Source organism: Nocardia sp. NPDC047038 (assembly GCF_040644075.1).
GTDB classification, from domain to species: domain Bacteria; phylum Actinomycetota; class Actinomycetes; order Mycobacteriales; family Mycobacteriaceae; genus Nocardia; species Nocardia sichangensis.
Genome location: NZ_JBEYVQ010000001.1, coordinates 1,062,507 through 1,085,072, shown reverse-complemented (window position 1 = coordinate 1,085,072; position 22,566 = coordinate 1,062,507). Strand labels below are relative to the sequence as shown.

General features: G+C 67.9%; 22 protein-coding genes. 13 read left to right on the top strand and 9 right to left on the bottom strand.

Going from position 1 to position 22,566, the window contains the following annotated elements:
* Window positions 1-226 precede the first annotated feature (226 nt).
* The 3 genes from ABZ824_RS05290 (at window position 227) to ABZ824_RS05280 (ending at window position 2,579) form a co-directional block, all read left to right on the top strand.
* The gene (locus tag ABZ824_RS05290) at window positions 227-1,249 is read left to right on the top strand and encodes a zinc-dependent alcohol dehydrogenase family protein (protein ID WP_356961753.1); all 1,023 of its coding nucleotides are present in this window, start codon (window positions 227-229) and stop codon (window positions 1,247-1,249) included.
* A gap of 166 nt (window positions 1,250-1,415) precedes the next feature.
* Complete coding sequence (locus ABZ824_RS05285) at window positions 1,416-1,562, top strand: hypothetical protein (protein WP_355070689.1); 147 nt, start codon at window positions 1,416-1,418, stop codon at window positions 1,560-1,562.
* Between the two features lie 39 nt (window positions 1,563-1,601).
* On the top strand, window positions 1,602-2,579 hold the full coding sequence (locus ABZ824_RS05280; RefSeq protein ID WP_355070687.1) for an NAD-dependent epimerase/dehydratase family protein: 978 nt from the start codon (window positions 1,602-1,604) through the stop codon (window positions 2,577-2,579).
* A 265-nt stretch (window positions 2,580-2,844) separates the two neighbouring features.
* Here ABZ824_RS05280 and ABZ824_RS05275 read toward each other — a convergent pair whose 3' ends face one another.
* Window positions 2,845-3,249 carry a MerR family transcriptional regulator gene (locus ABZ824_RS05275; RefSeq protein WP_356961752.1) on the bottom strand — a complete coding sequence of 135 codons (405 nt, stop codon included), beginning with the start codon at window positions 3,247-3,249 and terminating at the stop codon, window positions 2,845-2,847.
* A gap of 67 nt (window positions 3,250-3,316) precedes the next feature.
* Here ABZ824_RS05275 and ABZ824_RS05270 point away from each other — a divergent pair, with 67 nt between their 5' ends.
* Both ABZ824_RS05270 and ABZ824_RS05265 read left to right on the top strand, forming a co-directional pair.
* Window positions 3,317-4,138, top strand: a complete 822-nt coding sequence (locus tag ABZ824_RS05270) for an LLM class F420-dependent oxidoreductase (RefSeq protein ID WP_356961750.1) — start codon at window positions 3,317-3,319, stop codon at window positions 4,136-4,138.
* A gap of 160 nt (window positions 4,139-4,298) precedes the next feature.
* On the top strand, window positions 4,299-5,165 hold the full coding sequence (locus tag ABZ824_RS05265; protein WP_356961748.1) for a TIGR03619 family F420-dependent LLM class oxidoreductase: 867 nt from the start codon (window positions 4,299-4,301) through the stop codon (window positions 5,163-5,165).
* A gap of 25 nt (window positions 5,166-5,190) precedes the next feature.
* Here ABZ824_RS05265 and ABZ824_RS05260 read toward each other — a convergent pair whose 3' ends face one another.
* Window positions 5,191-5,580, bottom strand: coding sequence for an RICIN domain-containing protein (locus tag ABZ824_RS05260; RefSeq protein ID WP_356961747.1), 390 nt, complete (start codon window positions 5,578-5,580; stop codon window positions 5,191-5,193).
* Between the two features lie 299 nt (window positions 5,581-5,879).
* On the opposite strand from ABZ824_RS05260, the gene ABZ824_RS05255 reads away from it, so the two are divergent.
* From ABZ824_RS05255 to ABZ824_RS05245, 3 genes are all read left to right on the top strand, one after another.
* Window positions 5,880-6,236, top strand: coding sequence for a hypothetical protein (locus ABZ824_RS05255; protein WP_356961745.1), 357 nt, complete (start codon window positions 5,880-5,882; stop codon window positions 6,234-6,236).
* Window positions 6,237-6,348: 112 nt separating this feature from the next.
* Window positions 6,349-7,806 (top strand): NAD(P)/FAD-dependent oxidoreductase, encoded by a 1,458-nt coding sequence (locus ABZ824_RS05250; protein ID WP_356961744.1) that lies wholly within the window; start codon window positions 6,349-6,351, stop codon window positions 7,804-7,806.
* A 47-nt stretch (window positions 7,807-7,853) separates the two neighbouring features.
* The gene (locus ABZ824_RS05245; RefSeq protein WP_356961742.1) at window positions 7,854-9,596 is read left to right on the top strand and encodes a GMC family oxidoreductase; all 1,743 of its coding nucleotides are present in this window, start codon (window positions 7,854-7,856) and stop codon (window positions 9,594-9,596) included.
* Between the two features lie 102 nt (window positions 9,597-9,698).
* Here ABZ824_RS05245 and ABZ824_RS05240 read toward each other — a convergent pair whose 3' ends face one another.
* From ABZ824_RS05240 to ABZ824_RS05230, 3 genes are all read right to left on the bottom strand, one after another.
* Complete coding sequence (locus tag ABZ824_RS05240; protein ID WP_356961741.1) at window positions 9,699-10,640, bottom strand: DUF1206 domain-containing protein; 942 nt, start codon at window positions 10,638-10,640, stop codon at window positions 9,699-9,701.
* Window positions 10,641-10,909: 269 nt separating this feature from the next.
* Entirely contained in the window at window positions 10,910-11,851 is a 942-nt protein-coding gene (locus ABZ824_RS05235; RefSeq protein WP_355070664.1) for an alpha/beta hydrolase, read from the bottom strand.
* A 182-nt stretch (window positions 11,852-12,033) separates the two neighbouring features.
* The gene (locus ABZ824_RS05230) at window positions 12,034-12,894 is read right to left on the bottom strand and encodes a TetR family transcriptional regulator (protein ID WP_356961740.1); all 861 of its coding nucleotides are present in this window, start codon (window positions 12,892-12,894) and stop codon (window positions 12,034-12,036) included.
* A gap of 159 nt (window positions 12,895-13,053) precedes the next feature.
* Between ABZ824_RS05230 and ABZ824_RS05225 the strand changes: the two genes are divergently transcribed.
* The 3 genes from ABZ824_RS05225 to ABZ824_RS05215 all read left to right on the top strand — a co-directional run bounded on the left by ABZ824_RS05225 (window position 13,054) and on the right by ABZ824_RS05215 (window position 17,149).
* Window positions 13,054-14,268: an acyl-CoA dehydrogenase family protein gene (locus ABZ824_RS05225; RefSeq protein WP_356961738.1), complete on the top strand. Its 1,215-nt coding sequence runs from the start codon at window positions 13,054-13,056 to the stop codon at window positions 14,266-14,268.
* Between the two features lie 233 nt (window positions 14,269-14,501).
* Window positions 14,502-14,729: a hypothetical protein gene (locus ABZ824_RS05220; RefSeq protein WP_356961736.1), complete on the top strand. Its 228-nt coding sequence runs from the start codon at window positions 14,502-14,504 to the stop codon at window positions 14,727-14,729.
* Window positions 14,730-14,917: 188 nt separating this feature from the next.
* The gene (locus tag ABZ824_RS05215; protein WP_356961734.1) at window positions 14,918-17,149 is read left to right on the top strand and encodes a hypothetical protein; all 2,232 of its coding nucleotides are present in this window, start codon (window positions 14,918-14,920) and stop codon (window positions 17,147-17,149) included.
* A gap of 85 nt (window positions 17,150-17,234) precedes the next feature.
* Here the strand turns inward: ABZ824_RS05215 and ABZ824_RS05210 are convergent, their stop codons facing one another.
* The gene (locus ABZ824_RS05210; protein ID WP_355070654.1) at window positions 17,235-17,480 is read right to left on the bottom strand and encodes a CsbD family protein; all 246 of its coding nucleotides are present in this window, start codon (window positions 17,478-17,480) and stop codon (window positions 17,235-17,237) included.
* Between the two features lie 334 nt (window positions 17,481-17,814).
* Here ABZ824_RS05210 and ABZ824_RS05205 point away from each other — a divergent pair, with 334 nt between their 5' ends.
* Window positions 17,815-18,354 (top strand): DUF5134 domain-containing protein, encoded by a 540-nt coding sequence (locus ABZ824_RS05205; protein WP_356961733.1) that lies wholly within the window; start codon window positions 17,815-17,817, stop codon window positions 18,352-18,354.
* A 234-nt stretch (window positions 18,355-18,588) separates the two neighbouring features.
* The gene (locus tag ABZ824_RS05200) at window positions 18,589-18,873 is read left to right on the top strand and encodes a hypothetical protein (RefSeq protein WP_356961731.1); all 285 of its coding nucleotides are present in this window, start codon (window positions 18,589-18,591) and stop codon (window positions 18,871-18,873) included.
* A gap of 165 nt (window positions 18,874-19,038) precedes the next feature.
* Here the strand turns inward: ABZ824_RS05200 and ABZ824_RS05195 are convergent, their stop codons facing one another.
* The 3 genes from ABZ824_RS05195 to ABZ824_RS05185 all read right to left on the bottom strand — a co-directional run bounded on the left by ABZ824_RS05195 (window position 19,039) and on the right by ABZ824_RS05185 (window position 22,452).
* Window positions 19,039-20,262 carry an NADH:flavin oxidoreductase gene (locus ABZ824_RS05195; protein ID WP_356961729.1) on the bottom strand — a complete coding sequence of 408 codons (1,224 nt, stop codon included), beginning with the start codon at window positions 20,260-20,262 and terminating at the stop codon, window positions 19,039-19,041.
* The gene (locus ABZ824_RS05190; RefSeq protein ID WP_356961728.1) at window positions 20,259-20,837 is read right to left on the bottom strand and encodes a TetR/AcrR family transcriptional regulator; all 579 of its coding nucleotides are present in this window, start codon (window positions 20,835-20,837) and stop codon (window positions 20,259-20,261) included. The genes ABZ824_RS05195 and ABZ824_RS05190 overlap by 4 nt, the downstream gene beginning before the upstream one ends.
* A gap of 661 nt (window positions 20,838-21,498) precedes the next feature.
* Entirely contained in the window at window positions 21,499-22,452 is a 954-nt protein-coding gene (locus ABZ824_RS05185; protein ID WP_356961727.1) for an alpha/beta fold hydrolase, read from the bottom strand.
* Window positions 22,453-22,566: the final 114 nt, after the last annotated feature.

The window sequence follows — 22,566 nt, the reverse complement described above, 5'->3', positions numbered from 1 at the left end:
ATCGGCGGCGCCGGGCGAGGTCGCCCCGGCCGGCGCGGCCACTTCGGAGCGGCGCAGTCCGGGGACACGACGTTCGGCCCGGCGGGAGACCGGCCCGATCGGGGTCGACCGGGCATTCCCACTTCGACAACGGCATCTGGTCGCCGGGGTGTGAGCCGAGCCGTCAGCGGTATCCCGGCGCCGAGCCGATCGACAACGGACATCGTTTGTGAAGGAGGACCGAATCATGCGCGGAGTCGTCATGCACGCCCCCGGTGACGTGCGCGTCGAGCAGCGGGAGGACCCGAGGATCGCGGAGCCCACCGACGCGGTCATCCGCATCGCCGCCACCTGTATCTGCGGGTCGGACCTGTGGCCCTACCGCGGCATCGAGAAGCTGAGAGGACCCACCCCGATGGGCCACGAATACATCGGCGTGGTCACCGAGATCGGGCCGGAAGTGAGCACCCTGAAAGTCGGCGACTTCGTCGTCGGTTCCTTCTTCGCCTCCGACAACACCTGCGAGATCTGCCGCGCCGGCTATCAGAGCCGCTGCGTGCGCAACGTACCGATCGGCATGATCGGCACCCAGGCCGAGCAAGCCCGGATCCCGCTGGCCGACGGCACCCTCGTCGTGGTCCCCGCCACCCCCACGCCCGAGCAGATCCCGCACCTGCTCGCGGCGTCCGACGTGCTCGGCACCGGGTGGTTCGCCGCCGTGGCCGCCGAGGCGGGTCCCGGCAAGACCGTCGCGGTCGTCGGGGACGGCGCGGTCGGGTTGCTGGCCGTGCTGGCCGCCGGGCAGCTGGGTGCGGACCGCGTCGTCGTCATGAGCCGCCACGCCGACCGCCAGGCTTTGGCCCGCAAGTTCGGCGCCACCGATATCGTCGCCGAACGCGGTGACGCCGGTGTGGCCCGGATCAAGGAACTCACCGGCGGCCTGGGCGCGCACTCGGTCGTCGAAGCCGTCGGGACCCAGGAATCGATGGAACAGGCCATCCGGTCGACGCGCCCCGGCGGACACGTCGGTTATGTCGGGGTGAGCCACGATGTCGCGCTCGACGGCATGGAACTGTTCTTCTCCGGTGTGCACCTGCACGGCGGACCCGCACCTGTGCGCCGCTTCCTGCCCGAATTGATCGACCTCATCCTCCGCGGCGACATCCATCCCGGCGAGGTCTTCGACCGCACCCTGCCCCTCGACGAAGCCGCCGAAGGCTACCGCGCGATGGACCAGCGCCGCGCCACGAAGGTCCTACTCACCCTCTGACACCTCGGGCCGCGCGCGATGCTTGCTCGGGATCGACGGCACCGCGCTGGTGGTGTGCGGAGAGGATGCGCTTCCTCGGCGCCGGCCGTACGGCGACCCGAAACTCTCGGGTGGATTCCGATACCGCACCGCGCGTGAAGACGGCATCGGTGGGTAGGCCACGGACGTGACCGAACCCGGAAACAAGAAGGCACCCGAACTGGGCGACCAGACCGATACCTCCCACCCCGACGACCTGGACCTCGAAACCTACGAAACCCCGCGGGATGAAGACCGCAACGAGGAGGCGGGCGCGGTGGAGCCGCCCGACTGAGCACCGTTTCGCCCATGGCGACAGGGGAATTCATGCTCCATGGGTATTACCGTCGCCGTCACCGGACCGACCGGCGAGATCGGCATCTCCGCTGTCACCACACTCGAACGCGACCCGGCGGTGGGCCGGATCCTCGGCATGGCCCGCCGCCCCTTCGACCCCGCCGCGCACGGCTGGACGAAGACCGAGTACCGGCGCGGCGACATCCTCGACCGGGCCGCCGTGGACGCCTTGGTCGCCGACGCCGAGGTGGTGATCCACCTGGCATTCGTGATCATGGGCTCCCGGCAGGACAGCGCACGCGTCAATCTCGAGGGCACCCGCAACGTCTTCGAGGCGACGGTGGCCGCCGAACGAGCCCGCCGCCTCGTCTACACCTCCTCGGTCGCCGCCTACGGCTACCACCTGGACAATCCTTCGCCCCTCACCGAGGACGTGCCGCCCGAGGGCTCGACCGAGCACTACTACTCCCAGCAGAAGGCCGCCTGCGAAGCCGCGCTCACCGAGATCACGGCGGGCTCCGACCTCGAGGTGTTCGTGCTGCGGCCGTGCATCGTGGCGGGTCCGAAGGCACCGGCCCTGCACGACCTGCCGTGGGCGAAACTTCCCGGCCCGCTGCGCGCTCTGGCCCGCGCGAATCCGCTGTTCAAGCCGATCGTTCCCGACCCTGGACACCCCCTGCAACTCGTCCACCACGACGACGTGGCCACCGCCATCGCACTGGCCGCCACCGCGGACGCTCCGCCCGGCGCGTACAACATCGCGGGCGACGGCACCCTCAGCCTGTCCGACGTGGTGACCGCGCTGGGCGGCAGACCGGTGCGCGTCCCCGCCTTCGCCGCCACGGCGACCTCGACGGCCCTCACCTATCTCCCCTTCGTGCCCGCCACCCTCGAGTGGCTGCACATCGTGCGCACCCCCGTCGTCATGGACACCAACCGCGCGAAGCAGCATCTCGGCTGGAAACCGGCGTACACATCGGCCGAAACTCTCGCGGCGCTCGCGGCCGCCCGCTGACCCGGATGCAATCCGCCTGCCGCGGATCGACACTCAGTAGCAGGACCGACTACCGCCTGGATTAGTTCCACACGGCAGGCCCGGATGGCGACGTTGCGCGGCCGCCTGACGCTGCATGACTTTCGAGGACCGATGCTGCTGGACGACGGGTTGCGGCGGACGGGCTGCGGCGGACGAGTCCGAGCGGAGCAATGCGGCGCCGTAGTGGGCGCCTCCGTCGCCATGCATCCGGCCTCCACAATTGGTCCGAATACGCCTCGGCGACTCAGGATTCGGTCATATGCAGATCCCGCCGCCGCTGTTGCCGACTCGTATGGGTACGCACGGCGTCGAGGTATTCGGCGATGGCCTCCCGGTTGCGGGTGAGGCAGTCGATGCGCCGGGACATGCGGGTCAGTTCGTCCTCGAGCAGGGTGAGCATTTCCGGCGTCGCCTCGTCGAACATGATGGAGCAAGGCTGGTCGAGGCAGGGCAGGATCTGTTTGATGATGCGGGTGGGCAGGCCGGCGTCGAGCAGTCCCCGGATCTGGCGAACGCGGTCCACCAAACGCTCGTCGTAGGTGCGATAACCGTTGCCACAGCGCTGCGCCGCGATCAAGCCCTGCTCTTCGTAGTAGCGCAGCAGTCGCCGAGACGTGCCGGTTCGCTCGGACAGTTCTCCGATACGCATATGTGTTCCACCTCATACCGACCCGGGTTGACCATCACATAGATGTGAAGGTTCGAGCATAGGGCTCATGAAGATAGGCATCACCACCTTCGTCACCGACGAAGGCATCAGCGGTCCGAAACTCGGTGTGGCACTGGAGGAGCGGGGGTTCGAGTCGTTGTTCTTGGCCGAGCACTCCCATATCCCCGCGAGCCGCAGGTCCCCCGCCCCGGGCGGCGGCGAGCTGCCGCGGCCGTACTTCCGCGCGGTGGATCCGTTCGTCGCGCTCGCCGCCGTCGCGGCCGTCACCGAGCGGCTGATCCTCGGAACCGGCGTGACCCTGCTGATCCAGCGCGACGTCATCCACACCGCCAAGGAGGTCGCGACGCTCGACCTGATCTCCGGCGGACGCTTCGTCTTCGGCGTCGGCACGGGCTGGAATCGCGAGGAGATGGCCGATCACGGCACCGATCCACGCACCCGCGGCGCACTGCTGGACGAGCAACTCGCCGCCATCCGGGCGATCTGGACCGACGAACTCGCCGAATTCCACGGCCGGTTCCTGGATTTCGAGCCGATGTACGCCTGGCCGAAACCCGTGCAGCAGCCGCATCCGCCGATCTTCCTCGGCGGCGCGGAAGCGGCGGCCGAACGCGCGATCCGCCACGGTGTCGGCTGGATCCCTGCCGCTGTGACCGATCCCGCCGAAATCCCCGCTCAGCTGTCCCGGCTCCACGGGCACGACCTGCCGGTCACGGTCGCATTCGTCGCGACGGATCCCGCCCTGATCGAGGGCTATGCCGAGGCCGGAGTGCAGCGGTTGCTCTTCGGCCTGCCGACCCTTCCGGAATCGGAAACACTGCACGCCCTCGACGAGATCGCGAAGGTGGCCGACCGGTATCTGGTTTGATCCCGCCACGCTCGACTTGCCTTGACATCGGCGGCAAGGTCTACCGTTGCGACGCCGGTGCGGTGCGGAGATCGCGAGTACGCGATGCGGGCTCACACCGGCTCCGCTCTCCATCCGAGATGCACCGCCGCTGGATTCGCGCCGACGCGCATACGAAGGGATGTCTGTGAAATTCGCGATCAGTTACAGCACGCCGTTCAACGGGACCGACCCCGATCGGCTCATCAGGTTTGCCCAGCATGCCGAGGAATGTGGTTTCGAGGCCCTGTACGTGCAGGATCACATCGTGTTGTACCCCGGCGCGTCCTACGGCGCTGGAGAACTGCCCGCGACACTGCCCTACTTCGATCCACTCGACTGTCTGGGTTTCGTCGCCGCGGCCACGCGACGACTGCTGCTGGGCACCGGTGTCCTGTTGCTGCCGTATCGCCACCCCGTGGTGCTCGCCAAGCGCCTGGCCACCATCGATGTCTTGTCCAAGGGCCGCATGCGGCTGCTCACCGTCGGAATCGGGGCCCTGCCCGGCGAGGCGCAGGCGGTGGGGGTGGACTTCCATACCCGCGGCCGCCGCGCCGACGAGGCGATCGACGTGCTGCGCCTGCTGTGGTCGGGCGGTCCCGACGGCGTCGGCTATCACGGCGAGTTCTTCGACTTCGACGCTCTCTGCAGTTACCCGAAGCCGCTCGAGGTGGCCGGACTTCCGATCCACGTGGGCGGATCGAGCCGGGCTGCCGCCCGCCGCGCCGGACTGCGCGGCAACGGCTACTTCGCGGGCGGAATGCTGGAAGAAGCCGAGCGCGATCTGCAGATCGAGGTGGCGCGCAAGGCGGCCGCGGAAGCGGGCCGTGACCCGGCCGCCTTGGAGTACACGCGCTGGGGCTCGGCCGATCTGTCGGCCGAGCAGGTCGGGCAACTCGAAGAACACGGCGTGACCCGGATCGTGGTCAACCTGACCACGGCGAGCGCCGAAGAACAGCACGACAAGATGTCGGAATTCGCCGAACGGTTCGGTCTCGCATCGAAGTAGCGGGCGGCAGCCGATCCGCGAACGCTCACACCTTCCGGAAAATCCACTTCTCCCGGTCGCTTTCCCGGTTGACCAACAGCTGCGGTCGATTGTTCACGATCACCCCGATGACGAATTCGTCGTCGCTGGTCGCGATCGGAGAAATCTCCGGGAAATCCGGCAGGTCCCAGCCGTAATGCTCCTCGCTGCACACCAGGTGCCCATTCGCACGGATCGCCGCGAGATGGCCGCCCGTTTTCTTGTTGACGATGTCGAAATCGCCCTCTTCGGGATTGGCCGGACAGGTCCACAGCTGCGCGTCGTCGTCGGCGGCACGCTGGCGCATGGTCACGCTGTCCGCGGTGCCGTCGACCGCGAGTGCTTGGCCCGTCTCGTAGTTGATGATCTGGTAAGTCGTGGCAGTCTTTTCGGCCATGGTCTCGTCCTCACTGTGTGAGCGCACCGCTACCGGGCTCGACACCGCCCGTGACGCTGCGCTGATCTCGTAGTCGTCGTCCAAGGCGAATCGCCGACAGCAAGTACAGCAGAAACGGCTCCACATCGGAGCGGATTCCCGCAGCTGTATCCAGATCGCCGTCCCCGCTCCTCGATGCGGGAGTAATTCATCCGAAAGAGGTGAGGGAACGCACGGCTGCGAATTCATATGCTGCACCGGGCGAACGAGGTTCGCGCCAGCGATTGCTGTCGAGCGCACGACCTGAAGGGAGACGACCGATGACCGATACCGGCATGGGAGCCAAGCGGAAGATCGTGTCTTTGTCCGCACCGACCGAGCAGCCGCCCGCCCAGAAGAGTTCGCCCGGCTGGTACAAGCTGTACAACGACACGGACATGTACGTTTCGGTCTACCGGCAGGAATGGGACCAGCCCAAATCGCTGTTCATTCTCGCCCCCGGACAGACCAGCTCCGAGTACGAGGCGGGGCACGAGATCTACATCCTGTGGATCACCGATGTCGGCACCGAGTCGACCCCGATCACCTGGGACAGTTCCGGCGGTTTCAGCTGCGAGTACGTGCTGAGCGGGTACACGCAGGCGAACCAGGTGAACAACGTGAGCTCCTTCCAATAGGCGGGGCGATTAGGCGGGGCGATGAAGGCGCTGCGATATTTGGCCGAAAGTATGGATTTTCTGACCTCAGGTGTTTGGCATCGGTCTTTGTCCAGGTCATAGCGTTGTCGTCATGAGCACACCTTCGATCGTCATCATCGGCACCGGTTTCGGGGGGCTCGGCATGGCGATGGAACTCCAGCGTGCGGGCCTGCACGATTTCCAGATCCTGGAGCGGGCCGAGGACGTCGGCGGCGTCTGGCGGGAGAACACCTACCCCGGCGCGGGCTGCGACATCCCCTCGCCGCTGTATTCCTACTCCTACGCGCCGCGCACCGACTGGCCGAAGCGGTTCTCCCGGCAGCCGGACATCCTCGCCTACCTGCGCGGGATCGCTCGCGAGCACGATCTGCTGCCCAAGATCCGCTTCCGCGCCGAGGTCACCGAGGCCGAGTTCGACGACGCGACCGGACGGTGGACGGTGCGCACCGCCGACGAGGTCGAGCTGACCTGCGATGTGCTGATCTCCGCGGTCGGGCAACTCTCGCGGCCCGCGCTGCCGAACATCCCCGGCGTGGAGACCTTCCGCGGCACGGCCTTCCACTCCGCCGAGTGGGATCACGAAGCCGACCTGACCGGCAAGCGGGTGGCGGTCATCGGCACCGGCGCGAGCGCGGTCCAGTTCGTGCCCGCGATCGCGCCCTCGGTGGCGCAGTTGACGCTGTTCCAGCGTTCGGCCCCGTGGATCATGCCGAAACCGGACGTCGAGTACAAAGCCTGGCATCATCGCGCCTTCCGGCTGCTGCCGATCACCCGCCTGACCGAGCGGTTCGCGTTCTGGCTGTTCTGCGAGTTCCTCGCGCTGGGCATCGTCGACGTGCCGGTCATCCGCAAGCTGGTGACGCGGATCGGCCTGCGGCATCTGAAGCGCCAGGTGGCGGACCCGGACCTGCGGGCCGCGCTGACCCCCGACTATCCGGCCGGCTGCAAGCGAGCGCTGTTCTCGAACGACTACCTGCCCGCGCTCACCCGGTCCAACGTGACGGTGGAGACCACCGCGATCGCCGAGATCACCCCGGAGGGCGTGCGCACCGCCGACGGCGCGCTGCACGAGGTGGACGCGGTGGTCTACGGCACCGGCTTCAAAGGCACCGAATTCCTTTGGCCGATGCGGATATCCGGCCGGGGCGGGCGCAAGCTGGCCGACGAGTGGTCGCAGGGGGCCCGGGCCTACCAAGGCATAACGGTTCCCGGTTACCCGAACCTGTTCCTCGTCTACGGCCCCAACACCAACCTCGGCGTCGGTTCGATCGTCTACATGATCGAATCCCAGGCCCGCTATATCCGCCAGGCCGTCCAGCATCTCGCCGAGCGGCCCGGCCACGTGCTCGAAGTGCGCCCCGATGTCGAGGCCCGGTTCGATCGCAGGCTGCAACAGCGGCTCGACCGCACACCGTGGAACTTCTGCTCGAGCTGGTATCGCAACGCGGCCGGGCGAATCACCAACAACTGGCCGGGCACCGTCACCAGCTATCGGTGGCATACGCGCAAGGTCGACTTCGCGGACTACGACCCGAGGCGCGTCTCTTGACGCGACCTCCTCTGCGGCAACAACTTTCGACAAGTGGTGGAGATCAGATGACGTTCGACTACGACGTGGTGGTCGTCGGTTCCGGGTTCGGCGGCAGTGTGACCGCGCTGCGGCTCACCGAGAAGGGCTACCGGGTCGGCGTGCTAGAGGCGGGACGGCGTTTCGCCGACGACGAGTTCGCCACGACCTCCTGGGACGCGAAGAAGTACCTGTGGGCCCCGGCCCTTGGTTGCTTCGGCATCCAGCGGCTGACGCTGCTGAAGGACACCTTCATCATGGCGGGCGCGGGCGTCGGCGGCGGCTCGCTGGTGTACGCGAACACCCTCTACGAACCGCCGGACAAGTTCTACCGCGACCGCCAGTGGGCCCACATCACCGACTGGAAGGACGAACTCGCTCCGCACTACGACCAGGCCAAGCGGATGCTGGGCGTGACGACCAACCCCGCGACCACGCCGTCGGACCGCGTGCTGACCGAGATCGCCGAGGAGATGGGCGTCGGCTCGACCTACCGCAGCACCCCCGTCGGCGTCCTGTTCGGCGGCAACGGCGCGCGGCCCGGTCAGGATGTGCCCGACCCGTTCTTCGGCGGCGCGGGGCCCGCCCGCAACACCTGCACGCACTGCGGCGAGTGCATGACCGGCTGCCGCCACAACGCCAAGAACACCCTGGTCAAGAACTATCTCTACCTCGCGGAGCTGGCCGGTGCGACGGTCCATCCGCTCACCACGGTGACCGATGTGCGTCCGCTGCCCGGCGGCGGCTACGAGATCTCCACCGTCCGCACCGGACGCTGGGTCCGCAGGGCGCGCCGCAGGTTCACCGCCGAGCAGGTCGTCTTCGCCGCGGCCGCGCTGGGCACCCAGAGACTGCTGCACCGGCTCCGCGACCGCGGATCTCTGCCGGACATCTCCCCGCGTCTGGGCGAACTCTCCCGCACCAACTCCGAGGAGCTGCTCTCGATACGCAGCCGCCGCAAGGACTCCGACTTCACCAAAGGGGTGGCGATCACCTCCTCGATCCACCCGGACGAAGACACCCACATCGAGCCGGTGCGCTACGGCAAGGGCAGCAACGCCATCGGCCTCATCGGCACCGCCATGATCGACCCCGATGGGCGGACATCGAAGCTACGCCTGTGGGCGCGAACCATGCGCAAGCTCGGACGCGACGCCTTCCACATCCAGAATCCGCGCGGCTGGTCGGAACAGATGATCGGGCTGCTGGTGATGCAGTCGGTCGACAACTCCATCACCACCTACACCAAACGCGGTCTGTTCGGTCGCAAGATGACCACCAGACAAGGTGTGGGCGAACCGAATCCGACCTGGCTTCCGGCGGGGCACGAGGTGGCCCACCGGGTCGCCGACAAGATCGACGGCATCCCGGGCGCCGGTTGGAGCGCTCTGTTCGACATCCCGATGACCGGGCATTTCATCGGCGGCTGCGTCATCGGCGACTCCTCGGACGCCGGGGTGGTCGATCCCTACCACCGGATGCACGGGTACCGGGGACTGCATGTCATCGACGGTTCCACCATCTCGGCCAATCTCGGGGTGAACCCTTCGCTCACGATCACCGCGCAGGCCGAGCGCGCCACCGCCCTCTGGCCGAACAAGGGCGAGCCGGATCCGCGTCCCGAGCCGGGCGCGCCCTACCGGCGCATCGCCCTCGTGCCGCCGCGCAACCCCGTGGTCCCGGCCGACGCTCCGGCCGCGCTCCGGTTACCGATCATCGAGATCAAGGGGCCGGCCGACCGGTCCGAGCCGACGGCGGACACACGCGGCTGACCGACGGCCGGTATCGGCGGACTCTGCGAACCGCATCCCGCATTCGGGCCGTCGGACGCCGACGAGCGCGACAACAGGCGGTCGGCCCGGCCGTGATCGGACTCAGACCGGAACGCCGCCATAGGTGCGCCGGTATCGCGCTTGGAGGAACGACAGTATCCCGAACGCCATCAGTCCGAGGGCCACAGCGATGAGCAGCCAAGGGCCCAAGGCGCTGTCGGCGAAATCATGCAGAACGGCGTCGACCCCTTTGGCGTTCGCCGGTTCGTAGTTCGCGGCCGCCACCACCGCGGCGAGTCCGATGCCGATGACGATGACGCCCCGCGCCAGATAGCCGATCCGGCCCAGCCATATCACGGCCTCCCGCGAAGCGCGGGTCATCCAGCCCATTCGCAGATCGTCGAGGAAGCCCAGCCGAATCCCGCGAAAGGTTATCAGGACGCCCCCGGCCAGGATGGCCAAGCCGAGGAGCAAGACGACCACTTGGCCGCCGCTCCAGCCGAGTATCCGGGCGGTCACATCGCGTGCGAATGCATCACTCGGCTGCGGTGTCCGGCCGTCCACGACGAAACTGAGAACGACGAAGAACGCTATGGCATAGAGGATTCCGAGGCCCAAGGCGCGTAGCCGGGGCCCGTTCGAACTCGTCGCGGGCGCGGCGGCGGCCTGCGCCAGCCGCCAGGCGGCCAGAGCCGCGAATCCGAAAACCAGAATCCACAGCAGCAGATAGCCCAGCGGCTTACCGGCGAGCGCCGCCAGCGCACCGCCCGCGGTCGGCTCGTGCTGCGCGGTGCCGACGGCCAGCATGAAGGCGAGAATGCCGATGACGATGTAGGCGATCCCGCGTGCGATGAAGCCGAAGCGCGCGGCCCCACGCAATCCGCCGGATCTCGCATACCTGCCCGTCCCCCGACGCTCGCGCCGCCGCCACCGGTCGCCATACCGGTTGCGCCATCCGCTTCCGTACCCGGTCCGCCACCGGCTGCGCCGCACTCCGCCGGTGCGGCGCCATCGGTATCTGTCAGCATTTCGGAACAAACTCATGGTTCTCACCTCTCCATGGACCGTATTGCCCACTTCGGGTGGAATAACCGCAGCGAGAACCAGAGAGAGGGTCCTGGACGGGCGCGTCTGTACAGCCCTGCTCCGAGTCACCCTGCTGCCCAGACAGTTACGGTCCCCGTAGGAGCCAGCCGGGTCATGGTGCAGGTCAGCTTCTGGTCCCGGCACCACGGCTGCACGACCCTGCTCGAATACCCGGGAAGCTGGTCAAGGGCAAACTCCGCCAGCGATACCTGTGAGGTTTCCGGCCGCTACGCGACGTAGGTGAGGTCGGCGGCCTCGCCCGCGCGCGTCATCAAGCGCGCGACGGCCTCCGCTACCAGCCCGGGCTGCTCCAGGATCACCGAGTGTCCGGCGCTCTCGACGATCACGAAGTCCGAGTACTCGACCGCGGCGGCCATCGCGACGGAATGCGACGGGGGCGTCATCAAGTCGGCGCCACCGCACAGCACCAGCGTCGGAATCCGGGACAGAAGCCCGAGAGCCTCGGTCCGGTCGTAGACCATGAGGTCGCTCAAGAAGCTCGCCATCGTGACGATCGGCGTCTCGTTGCGCATCGCGTTGGCGAGGGCGAGCACCCGCGGGCTCACCTTGCGATCACCGAATTCCGCGGTACGGACGAGCGGGGCGAACAGCTGACAGGCCAGCAGCTTCGCGTGGTGCATCGCCCCCGGCGCGAGTCGGACGGCCGCCTGGAACGCGGAGACGACCGGGCTGCGCAGCAGACGGCCGAACCCGGCGTCGGTGAGACCGCCCGAGGCGGTCGCGAGAAGGGCGACTCCGACGACGCGGGTGCCGATCTCGTGCGGATTCTGACCGGCGTAGGTCAGCGCGGTCATACCACCCATCGAGTGGCCGACCAGGACGACCGGCCCGGTCGGGGCGACGACATCGAGAACTTCGCGCAGGTCTCGGCCGAGCTGGTCGATGTTGTAGGTCCGCCGGGGCGCGGCGGCGGACTCGCCGTGGCCGCGGTGGTCATAGCAGACGATCCGAGCGCCTGCGTAGCGGCGCAGCAGCTCGTCGCGGACGTAGGTCCAGGACTCGCTGCGCAGGCAATGTCCGTGCAGCAGGACGACGGTGAGGTCCGCGTCTCTCGGGCCGTATTCGCGAACCGCGAGCGCCGCGCCGTCCTCGGTCCACACCGTGGCACGCCGTTCCTCCGTGGCGGCGATTGTGCTGAGAGTCGACATGGGCTGCTCCGGTTCACTGGCGGTACTCGTCCTACTTTCCGCCGTATGCGCCGCCGCCATCAGGCCCCCGAGTGCTGGGCTCCGATCCCCAAGGGGTATGCCGATCACCACCAAGGTGGGACTGTTCGCCGGGGTGTTGTTCGGCCACCAGCGAAGGGCGGGGCCTAGCCGCGAATATGCGGCTAACGCACCGGATCGACCCCGAGCAGACCCAGGGCGAAATCCCCGTATTGCGCGGCCACTTCCTCCGGCGTCGCCGGGCCCGACTCGCGAAACCACTGGGGGATGGCCGTACACATGGTGGCTATGGCACGACCTGCCGCCCGAACCTGGGAATTGGCGATGCGGCCCTCGGCATGAGCCTCGGCGATCGCGTCGTCCAGGAGGGCTTGGATATCGCGGCGGGAGCGGGCGATGCGCGCGCGTTCCCCCGGAGAAAGGCTGCGCATCTCGCTGGCGCCGATGAAACCGAGGTCGCGGCGGTGGGTGTGGAACAAGGCCAGCGCTTCGACGATCAGGCGCACCCGGTGGATGCTGTCGCGGCCTTCGGCGCGGGCGGCGCGCACTCGCCAGTGCAGTTCGTCCATGGTCAGATCGAGGATGCGGACCAGCAGGTCGTGCTTGTCGCGATAATGGTGGTAGAGGCCGGGAACGCTGGTACCCGCCCGCCGGGCGATGGCGCGCACGGTCGTGCCGTGGTAGCCGATCTCTACGAACGACGCGAGGGCGGCGGCCAGCACCGGGTCGACGTCCAGCGGGGCGAACTCGCGCCAGTCACCCTGCGCATCCCGCTCGGAATCGGCCCGATCGGAGTTCGGGCGCGCCGCGGGAGAGATGCCGCCGAGCAAATGAGCGACCGGCACACCCAGCACATCGGACAAGCGAGTGAGCCGGGCGATCGAGATTCCGGTCTTGCCCGTCTCCACGGCGCTGAGCGTCGCCGGACTCACCTCGAGACGGCGGGCCACTTCGCGCAGCGACAGGCCCGCGGCGCGGCGCGCGTGCCGGATCGCCTCGTGCGGCGCCACAGCCTCGTTTCGCATGTTGTTCAGAATAGCTGAACGACAAATATCCACTATCCGCGCCGGACAACCTCCATGAACCACCTTCTTTGACACCGCACCTGCCCAGTGGAACAGTGTTCAGACAGAGCGATCGTTCGGTCCGCGGACGAGGCGCTGCATGTCGAGGAGGAATGCGCGATGCCGATCGAACTGACCTATTCCGACGAAGTTCGGGCGCTGATCGACCGCACCCGGGCGTTCGTGCGGGAGACGGTGCTGCCGATCGAAGACGAGCACCTCGGCGACATCACCGCCGCGGGCGGCGACGGACTGCGCGTCACGCTGAACAAGCTCGCGCGCGAGGCCGGGGTCTTCGCGCCGCACGCGCCCGTCGAGTACGGCGGCCACGGCCTGTCGATGTCGGATCGCGCACCGGTGTTCGAGGAGGCCGGCTACTCGCTGTTCGGCCCGACGGCGCTCAACATCGCGGCGCCGGACGAGGGCAACGTCCACATGCTCGCCCACATCGCCGACCCGGAGCAGAAGTCGCGCTACCTGGAACCGCTCGCCCGCGGCGAGGTGCGCTCGGCCTTCGCGATGACCGAGCCTGCGCCCGGAGCCGGTTCCGACCCGGCGGCGCTGGCCACCAGGGCCATCCCCGTCGACGGCGGCTGGCGGATCCACGGCCACAAGCACTTCATCACCGGCGCCGACGGGGCCGGCTTCTTCATCGTGATGGCCCGCACGTCCGGCGAACCGGGACAGCGTGGCGGGGCGACGATGTTCCTGGCGCCCGCCGACACCCCGGGCCTGCGCGTGGGCAGGCATATCACCACGCTGGACCGCGCCATGATCGGCGGACACTGCGAAGTCTTCTTCGAGGACATGTTCGTCCCCGACGAAGCGGTGCTCGGCGCTGTCGACCGCGGCTTCGAATACGCCCAGGTGCGACTGGGTCCGGCTCGCATGACGCACGTGATGCGCTGGCTGGGAGCGGCGCGCAGAGGCCACGACATCGCCGTCGAGCGTGTCGCCCAGCGTGAAGGCTTCGGTTCCCGGATCGGCGATCTGGGCATGGCGCAGAAGATGATCGCCGACAACGAGATCGACATCGCCGCCACCCGCGCGCTGCTGGTGCGCGCCTGCTGGGAACTCGACAACGGAGAGCACGCGGGCAACGCCACCTCGATCGCGAAGACCTTCGCCGCCGAGGCGATCTTCCGCATCGTCGACCGCAGCATTCAGTTGTGCGGCGGGCTCGGTGTTTCCGACGATCTCCCGCTGGCGCGCCTCTCCCGCGAAGTACGGCCCTTCCGCATCTACGACGGGCCTTCGGAAGTGCACCGCTGGGCCATTGCCAAGCGTGCGGTCAGCGCGGCCCGCCGGGCGGTGGCCGACGGGTCTTCGCGCTGATCTACGCCGGACAGGCCGTTCCTCGCCGACGAGCGGCACTTCCGGCTCGCCGGACGGAATCGGTTCCGAGCGCTGCCGGGTCGATCGGCCGCGCGTGCGATCCAGCGAGCGAGTATCCGCGTAACATGCGGACTTCGTGACTCCGCCGAGGCATCCGAGGGCGGCAGTTCGCCGGTGAAAGGGTCCGCCGCCCTGATCCGATCGAGTCCCCGGGATGATCGAAGGAGAGCCGCATGCCAGCGCAAGACCGCCGATACCTCGTCCTCCTGACTCCGGGTGACCTCGGCGACGACACCGTTCTCACGGCAATCCGTTCGGAGTTCTTCGACTGGCTGCAGAGATCCGGCGCGGAAGTCGTCGAGGACGGCGGCGCCAACCGATTGGTCATCACATCGTCGCTGGAGACAGCCGAGCGACTCACGAGGCTCGAGTACGTGCTCACCGTCGAGCCGTACGCCTAGGCGCCGGCTCGCCGGGCTGCCGCGCACCCCGATTATCGATCCGAGCCCGCCCGCGATGCCACAGGTTTGCCGCCGACCCCGCACCGGCCGCGACCGCGCTACCGACGGTCTGATCGGCTGCCGCATTCGGGCGCGGCACCGTATTCTCGGATGAATCGATCTGCACGACAACCGTATTCGAGGCAGACATGTCGCGGTCCGAGGCATCGGCGGTGGCGGCCGGAGCCTACGCGTGGTTCCAGACGGCGGTCCGGCGAATCGATCCCGAATTGTGGGAGTCGTGGTGGCAGTGGCTGGATCGGAAATTCGGCGACGACACGACGATTCTGTGGACCGAGCCGTGGCCTCACGACTACTGGGTCGCCCACGGGGTGCGACACGCCATCGAGGGGGTACCGCTCCCGCTCGCCTACCAGACCTGGTCCCACCGCGGCGCGCTCGACGACTGGCCGCTTTTCGGGGCGACGGAATGGGACCTGTTTCCACCCGGTGTGAGCCGTTCGACCAGCTCGGCCGCGCTCGATGACGTCCTCGCGCAGGCGGGCCCACTCGAATACGATCGCGAATACAGTCTTGCCCAGCTGATTTCGTTGTCGGATGAGCTACAGCGAACGAGTACGGAGGAAGCGTCACAAGCCCGCCTGCAATCGCAGTTCATCCGCGCGTGGCTCAGCTCCATCGTCGGAAACACCTTTTCGAGCATGTTCCGCGCGCCCTCCACGGATGCGGATCTGCTGTATCACGTGACGATCCGCCGGGTCGACCAAGCGATGGGGGCTTTCGAGCAGACACACCACCCGCGAATGGATCTCGCCGAAGCGATCGAGACCTTCTACTGCGCGACGTGGCCCGACGGGCTGCCGATCAAGGTACCCACGCAACAAGGACAATCACTCGAGTGGCGAGACCACTGGTTCTGGTTGTCGCGGGAGCTGGAACCGGAGCGGCTGCGGGAAGCCGTCGGCATCCTCGCGAGGTTGCTGGTCTGTCCGCCGATCATGGACGCCATCGGCTATCTGATCAGCAGGGATCGCCCGGTCAGCGCGCTGGGATTGTGCGTCCTGCGCCGCTATGCCCTGGGACTGCGGACTCTGGCCTGGCTAGAAGCCGCCGCCGCTCATCCGTGGCGGGATGTCCGGCTCGCCGACGTGGCGACCTTCGCGTTCGCCGCCATCGCCCCGTGGTGGCCACGTCCTTCCCTGGCGCTCAGCCATCGGTCCGGCGACACGAAGCCGGAACTGATGAAACTCGGTCTGTGGCGCGCCCCCGACGTCGCCATCGACGCGATGACAGTCCCCACCGGCGAGTCCAACACGGGCATGGTGTGGCGTCTGTTCGCCGCCACACCGGCGATCGCCAGGGTGCGGTCCGAGACCTACACCGCCAGCCTGTGGTGTCGACGCGAGGTCGAGTTGACCCAGTATCTGCTGGACCACTCCGATTTCCTTCGCGGACGTATCGTGGCGGACATCTCTGTGCAGCAGACAATCTCGGTCGACCGAGCGATGTCGTCGCGCAATCTGCTACCGGATCGTTCCGAACAGAACCAGCCGTTGTTTCCCCCGTCCACTCTCGTCTTGGACGTACCGAGCTACCCGCCGTTGATCATCGATGTACTCGCCGCGGTGTGCACATTGCGGCTGCTGCGCACCCACTACGGCGACGCCGGAGTGGCCAATCGGATCGCCGACGAACTGGTCGCGGGCCGCCCCGTCGACCTACCGCCGCCGACCAACCATCCGCAGGGCTGGGATATCCACTACGCCGCCTTCGCAGGGCTCGGCCGACACAGCCGACGACACAAATCGCCGGTACGGCTGGCGCGGCGCTACCCGAAGCCCGAGGCCGCGTTGGATATGACGGAAATCGCCGAACAGGTTCCCGATCTGACGCAGGCGCAGGCGGGAGGCGTCGACATACTGGCCGCTCTCGAATGGAATCGCGAGATCCGCCGGTGGTTCTCCGAGCACTGGGGCTCCCGCCGCACCGTGATCGATTGCAGGCGGTTCGATGTCAGCGGATGGAGCGATGACCCCCGCCATGCCGTCAAACGCGGCATGCTGCAATTACGTTCCGAGGCATTGACTTTCGTCATGCAAGTGGCCGGTCAGTCGGTGGACTCCTGGCCCGGGCTCGGGTACAACGATCCCCCGATTCTTACCGTCTACCTGCCCGACCAGCACAGTTGGATCGATGCTTCGTTCGCGCTGCCGACCTGGGTGGACGTCTACGCCTCGCTGCGCACGCTTCGTTTGGACCGCGCCCTGGTCGACGCGATGCGCACCGCACTCGATGAGCAGTTCACTCCTTTGGCCAAGCTACCGAGGTCCAGGAAGCCCGCTGACGTGTTCGCCGCGCGGGGCGGCCCGGGCACCCCGCATCCCGATCGGCCCGTGACGGTCATCGTTCACCGCGACTGAGCGAAGCGGGCCCATGACGCCGGTCCGCCGCCGCCAGCTCTGCTGACGGCGGCGGATACCTCCGATGGGACGAACCCGCGCGTGATTACCGCCCGTGCTGATGGGCGGACTGACGGGCCTCGTCGACGTCGGCTTCGGCTCGCGCCTTCTCGGCCGCGGCTTCCTTCCCGGCCGCCTCGCGCTGCGATTCCGCCTTGTCCTGCTGCGCGCGACCTTCGTCCTTCAGGTCCTGATGACCGGTGACGGTACCGGCCGCTTCCTTCACCTTGCCCTTGGCGTCTTCGACGACGCCCTCGACGCCCTCGCGAGCACCGCTTCCATGTTCAGCCACAACAACCTCCTGGAATATCGGAACAAGCTGACATCTGCCGCATACCCGAGAGACCGGCCTCGAATCCCGAGCGACGAAGTTCGGTTCGCGCGTCACGCTCTCCCGCAGGCAGGACGGGTCAGCGCAGCGGGGTGCTCGCGCTCGGTCCTTGCCGATACCGCGTCATCGTGAGCCGCTGCTCCCGGTCGTTGTACTCCGGAATCGGCAACGGGATCTTTGTCGCCACCGCCGCCGCCGAGATGGGCGAATCCGACCTCGCCGACGCCCTGGTCCGCTCAACCGGTACCGGGTCGACGAGCGCAACGGCGCCCGGCGCTTCGCGGGAGTCTCGACGGTGACCAGCGCCCACCACACGCTCACCCGATTCAACCGGCCCGACGGCCTGCGCGATCTCGTTCGCGGAACGGTGCCGCCCGAGTGGCGGACCGGACCGATCCTCGGCATCGCGCCTTATCCGGATGTCCTGGTCACCAAGGCGGCGATCGACGGCAACGCCCTCGAACTGGTGCCTACGGGCCGGCCACGGCTCCAGACGGGTGCGGCTGGGGCTGCGACGGCTGATCCCCCGCCGCACCTACCGCGTCACCGGCGCGATCGCGCCGACCCTGGTCGCCGACGAGTCCGGCGAGGGCATCATCGAAGTCGACGTCGTGACCCGCCGTACCCGGTGATCGGCTGGTTTCTCGCGGGCATGTTCTTCCTCGATGCGGTGGTCGTCGTGGCCGCCGTGCTACGCCCGCCCGGCGAGACTCCACAGGCACGGCACGACATCGCCGTGTCCCCGCACCTGATCATGGACGTCGCGATGGCGGCGATGCTCGTCGCCGCGCTCGGGCCGGCGGAATTCGCGGCAGCCTGCGGATCGGCGCCCTGACGACACATTCCGAGGCGTCGGAAGTGCGAACGTTCCCGCGCTCACCGCGGATCGCCGATAGAAAGATCCGATCGCACGCTCGATCCAGCGGTTCCCGGCTGGCACGGGCGCCCCCGCGCGTGCCAACGTGGGCGCGCGACACGACCGGATGCCCACGCGAATGGCCTCCGCTGCAAGCGCTTTCGACAACAGCCGCACTGCTACGAGCCCCGACGGTCACGACACCAGAGGACGATGAACCAGCACACGAAAAGCCCGACCGCCGCGGCCCGCGACTACGTGTCCGCCTGCGCGACGCTGACCAGCCTGATCGACCTCGCCGCGCACCCCGCGACATCGCCGCGCTTGCGGGTGGCGCTCGCCGAGTACTGCCTCCGTCACGGCACAGCCGATCCCGGATTGACGGCGAGTTTGTCCTTCTGGAAACAGCGCCGTGCCTCCTTGACGCCCGCCGACCACGAGGCGATCCGCGCCGTCCTCTCCCGCGACGGCGCGATCCTCTACGCGTTCCACGACTGATCATCGCCGCAAGGAAGTGGGGTTCGGCCCGACTGCCCCCGCGCAATTCGCGTTTCGGTCACGTACACGCTTCTTCGGCCCCTTCTGGCACGGCGATGCCATCCGGTCGAACGGCCCGCGTTCGACTGCCCCTCGCCGACACGGTGCCGGTCGATCAGCGACCGCCTATTGCTGCGTGCCGGCGCCGCCGATGCCCGACAGTGTCAGCTCGACGGGTTCGCGCGGCTGGCCAGGACGGAATACGCAGCGAGTACAGGTGTAGATCGTGGGCATGCACTCGTTGCAGTGCACGCACGCCGACCGCGTCGACGCATCCGATTGGATGCGTCGCAACAGATTCGGTTCCCGCAGCAGCGCACGGCCCATGGCGACGAACTCGAAGCCTTCTGCCCGCGCGAGCCGCATGGTGTCCAGATTCGTGATGCCACCCAGCAGGATCAGCGGCATCGACAATTCCCTGCGGAAGTGCCGTGCGCGCTCGAGCAGATACGCCTCCCGGTACGGATACTCCTTCAGGAATGCCTTGCCGACCAGACGGAATCCCCATCGCGCGGGCACCGGGAGAACGTCGCCGAACGATTTCCGCGGGGCGTCACCGTGGAACAGCAGCATCGGGTTGAGCAGCGAGCTGCCCGCCGTCAATTCCAGCGCGTCCAGGCTGCCGTCGGCTTCCAGCCACGCGGCGACCTGGATCGACTCGGGCACGGTGAGCCCGCCCCGCACTCCGTCTTCCATGTTCAGCTTCGCGGTCACCGCGAGCCTGCCGCCCACGGCTTCCCTTACCGCGGCGGCGATCTCACGCGCCAACCGCGCCCGGTTCGCCAAGCTGCCGCCGTACCGGTCCGCGCGGCGGTTCAGTTTGGGGCTCAGGAACGAGCTGACCAGATAGTTGTGCCCGAAATGGATCTCCACCGCGTCGAAACCCGCCTCCTCGGCCAGCTTCGCCGCGCCGGCATGAGCGGCCACGAGCTCGCGGATCCCGTTCTCGTCCGGGCTTCGCATCATCCGCATCGACAGCGGGCTGAACATCCGGCTCGGCGCCAGCGCCGGAACTCGGTTGGAGGCCGCGTTCGCCACCGGTCCGGCATGGCCGATCTGCGCGCTTACCGCGGCACCCTCACCGTGCACGGCTTCGGTGAGCCTCCGCAGCCCCGGCACCGCTTCGGGGCGTAGCCAAATCTGATGCCGGTCGGTCCGGCCGCCGGGAGCGACCGCGCAATAGGCCACGGTCGTCATCCCGACGCCACCGGCGGCAACCTCACGATGGAACTCGATCAAGTCGTCGGTCACCAGGGCGTCCGGCGTGCGGCCCTCGAAGGTCGCGGCCTTGATCACCCGATTGCGCAGGGTGATCGGCCCGAGCTGGGCGGGTGCGAATACGTCGTTCATTGTTTCTCTCCTGTCGGAGCGGTCAATCCTGCCACCACGAATTCCCGGAGGGTGGCCACCGCCTCCTGCGACATCTCTCGGTGCTCCGCACTGCCGAATCGCATGATGAGGAGGTCGAACGCCAACATCCACCTGCGCCTGCTCTCGCGCTCGCTCAGGCCCGGCAACAGGCTCACCCACGCATCGATCCGGAACCACGGCTGCCGCCACTCGGTCACCTGCCTGCCGAGGACGAATTGCGCCAGCAGCCTCAGGTGCAACCGGCCCACCGGATCGGCGGCCAACTCGACGAACGGCTCGATCACCGCATCGACCACCTCGGCGATCGACCCGTGCCCACCGGTGACAGCGGTTAACCGGTCCGCCCACACCGGACCCAACCGCTCCTCGAGCAATGCGGCGACAAGGGCGTCCTTCGACCCGAAGTGGTAGTGCACCGCCGCCGGGTTCGCTCCTGCCTGCGCGCAGATACCCCGCACGGACACCTCGTCGTATCGGCCTTCCAGCAGCAGTCGCTCGGCGGCCGTCAGCAGACGATCGCGGGTGGTCGCGGCGTCGGAGACCGGTTTCGGCATGCGCCAAGTCAAGCACGTCTCCATCGTTGATTCAATCATTGATTGAAACTTGTTCACGCAGGAGCCGACACCGCGCCGAGTTGCGCCCTGGATGCCAGAGGTGGTGGACGAAAGCCGATAGAACGCAGGGTTTCACTGCACGTCACCAGGCCGTCACACCCGGCCGCGAGCACGGCGCGAAGGTATTACGCACGGCGGCCGAGTCGATGACCTTCGCGTCGACCTCGCACGCGGGCAGACGTGTGTCGACACGGCGTCGGTCGCGGCAAGCGGTCCGGCGCTTTTGTCCGCACTTCATTCAAGCCGCTGAGCGGGCCTAGGATCAGCCGTGGCACATGATCGCCTCCGAATACGCCGATACCCGGGAGCAGCGCCGCCGCTCGTGTAGCGCAGCGTCTGGCATTCACACCGGCCGCGTCGCGGTCAGCGGACCGGATTCAGCCGCTTCGGCGTCAGCCGGTACGCGTGCCGAATGCACACGGGCGAACTACAGGGCGAACTCGGCGACACGCCCGGCCACTCGGCGGTGGGCACGGCGTACGCCTCCGGCAAGCGGTCCGCCGCCTCGGCGTGCCAGTATCCGAGATACCGGATCCGAGTCCGATCACCGTGCTCCGGACGCCACAGCAGTCCGCGAAGCAGGCGCCGCGGGCGGTTCCGGTCAGGAATGACCCGCGATGATGACCTCCGGGATACCGGTGCCGAGTGGGACCGGCCTGCACACCGGCGCCGGGCTGCCCGGATCCAGCAGGGTGAGCAGCAACTCCTGCACGAACGGGTCGTACACCATGTGGAAGTGCCCCGTGAGGTCGGCGGGACACAAGTCTTGCAGGGCGATGTTCCGCGCGCCGGGCCCGCGCAGCGCGATGTTCTCGAACGGCTGGATCATCTCGTCGACGTGGCTGCCGACGGTCACGTACCGCACCCCGGGCACCGTGTCGCCGCCCGCGTTGAGATCGAGCATGAGCGGCGACCCCTCGACCTGCTGCACGGCGGCGAGCGAAGTCACCTGAGCGAACGCCTGCAGAGCGCCCGGGATCGCCTCGGCGACCGGCACCAGCCCGTACATCACACCGCCGTAGCTGGGCGATGCGAGGCCGACCCATTGCTCGACCTTCGGCGCACCGCCCAGTTTGTTGACGTAGTAACGAGTCACGTTCGCGCCCTGCGAGAACCCGACCAGATCGATCTTGTCCGCGTGGGTCGCCGCGAGCACTCGATCGACGAACGCACCGACCTGGTAGGCACTGAGCACCAGATCCTCGGTGCCGTAGCTGTGCGCGCCGGGCTTGCCGCCGTAGTTCAGCGCGAACACGCAGAATCCGGCCGCGGTCAGCTGCGGCGCGATCCCCGACCAGTCGGAATAGGCTGTGGAGTCGGTCCCGTGCGCGAGCACCACCGGACGGGGATGCCGGGCGCTGGGCACGCAGCCGAAATCGTTGGTACCGCTGGGGACCGCGTTCGGATGACTCTTCTGATACCACGCGGCGGCCAGGTGGTCCGATTGCGGTGGAGCGGCGTACGTCGGCACATCGGGCGGGCGGAAGCCGAGCGGCTCGGCCGACGCCACGCCCGGGCCGAGCGCGGCCACACCGGCCACCACGAAGGCCAGCACGGCACCACGCAAGTGTGAAACGCCCCAAGTTCCCGCTCGGCTCGACTGTCGCATCTCACAATGATCCCTCTGATCGGCTCGAAATGCGCGCGGTATAGGGGTGTTTCGCCTCCC

Coding starts and splice junctions, on each gene's coding strand:
- ABZ824_RS05290 (WP_356961753.1), top strand. CDS start 227: ATGCGCGGAGTCGTCATGCACGCCCCCGGTGACGTGCGCGTCGAGCAG.
- ABZ824_RS05280 (WP_355070687.1), top strand. CDS start 1,602: ATGGGTATTACCGTCGCCGTCACCGGACCGACCGGCGAGATCGGCATC.
- ABZ824_RS05275 (WP_356961752.1), bottom strand. CDS start 3,249: ATGCGTATCGGAGAACTGTCCGAGCGAACCGGCACGTCTCGGCGACTG.
- ABZ824_RS05270 (WP_356961750.1), top strand. CDS start 3,317: ATGAAGATAGGCATCACCACCTTCGTCACCGACGAAGGCATCAGCGGT.
- ABZ824_RS05265 (WP_356961748.1), top strand. CDS start 4,299: ATGTCTGTGAAATTCGCGATCAGTTACAGCACGCCGTTCAACGGGACC.
- ABZ824_RS05260 (WP_356961747.1), bottom strand. CDS start 5,580: ATGGCCGAAAAGACTGCCACGACTTACCAGATCATCAACTACGAGACG.
- ABZ824_RS05255 (WP_356961745.1), top strand. CDS start 5,880: ATGACCGATACCGGCATGGGAGCCAAGCGGAAGATCGTGTCTTTGTCC.
- ABZ824_RS05250 (WP_356961744.1), top strand. CDS start 6,349: ATGAGCACACCTTCGATCGTCATCATCGGCACCGGTTTCGGGGGGCTC.
- ABZ824_RS05245 (WP_356961742.1), top strand. CDS start 7,854: ATGACGTTCGACTACGACGTGGTGGTCGTCGGTTCCGGGTTCGGCGGC.
- ABZ824_RS05240 (WP_356961741.1), bottom strand. CDS start 10,640: ATGAGTTTGTTCCGAAATGCTGACAGATACCGATGGCGCCGCACCGGC.
- ABZ824_RS05235 (WP_355070664.1), bottom strand. CDS start 11,851: ATGTCGACTCTCAGCACAATCGCCGCCACGGAGGAACGGCGTGCCACG.
- ABZ824_RS05230 (WP_356961740.1), bottom strand. CDS start 12,894: ATGCGAAACGAGGCTGTGGCGCCGCACGAGGCGATCCGGCACGCGCGC.
- ABZ824_RS05225 (WP_356961738.1), top strand. CDS start 13,054: ATGCCGATCGAACTGACCTATTCCGACGAAGTTCGGGCGCTGATCGAC.
- ABZ824_RS05220 (WP_356961736.1), top strand. CDS start 14,502: ATGCCAGCGCAAGACCGCCGATACCTCGTCCTCCTGACTCCGGGTGAC.
- ABZ824_RS05215 (WP_356961734.1), top strand. CDS start 14,918: ATGTCGCGGTCCGAGGCATCGGCGGTGGCGGCCGGAGCCTACGCGTGG.
- ABZ824_RS05200 (WP_356961731.1), top strand. CDS start 18,589: ATGAACCAGCACACGAAAAGCCCGACCGCCGCGGCCCGCGACTACGTG.
- ABZ824_RS05195 (WP_356961729.1), bottom strand. CDS start 20,262: ATGAACGACGTATTCGCACCCGCCCAGCTCGGGCCGATCACCCTGCGC.
- ABZ824_RS05190 (WP_356961728.1), bottom strand. CDS start 20,837: ATGCCGAAACCGGTCTCCGACGCCGCGACCACCCGCGATCGTCTGCTG.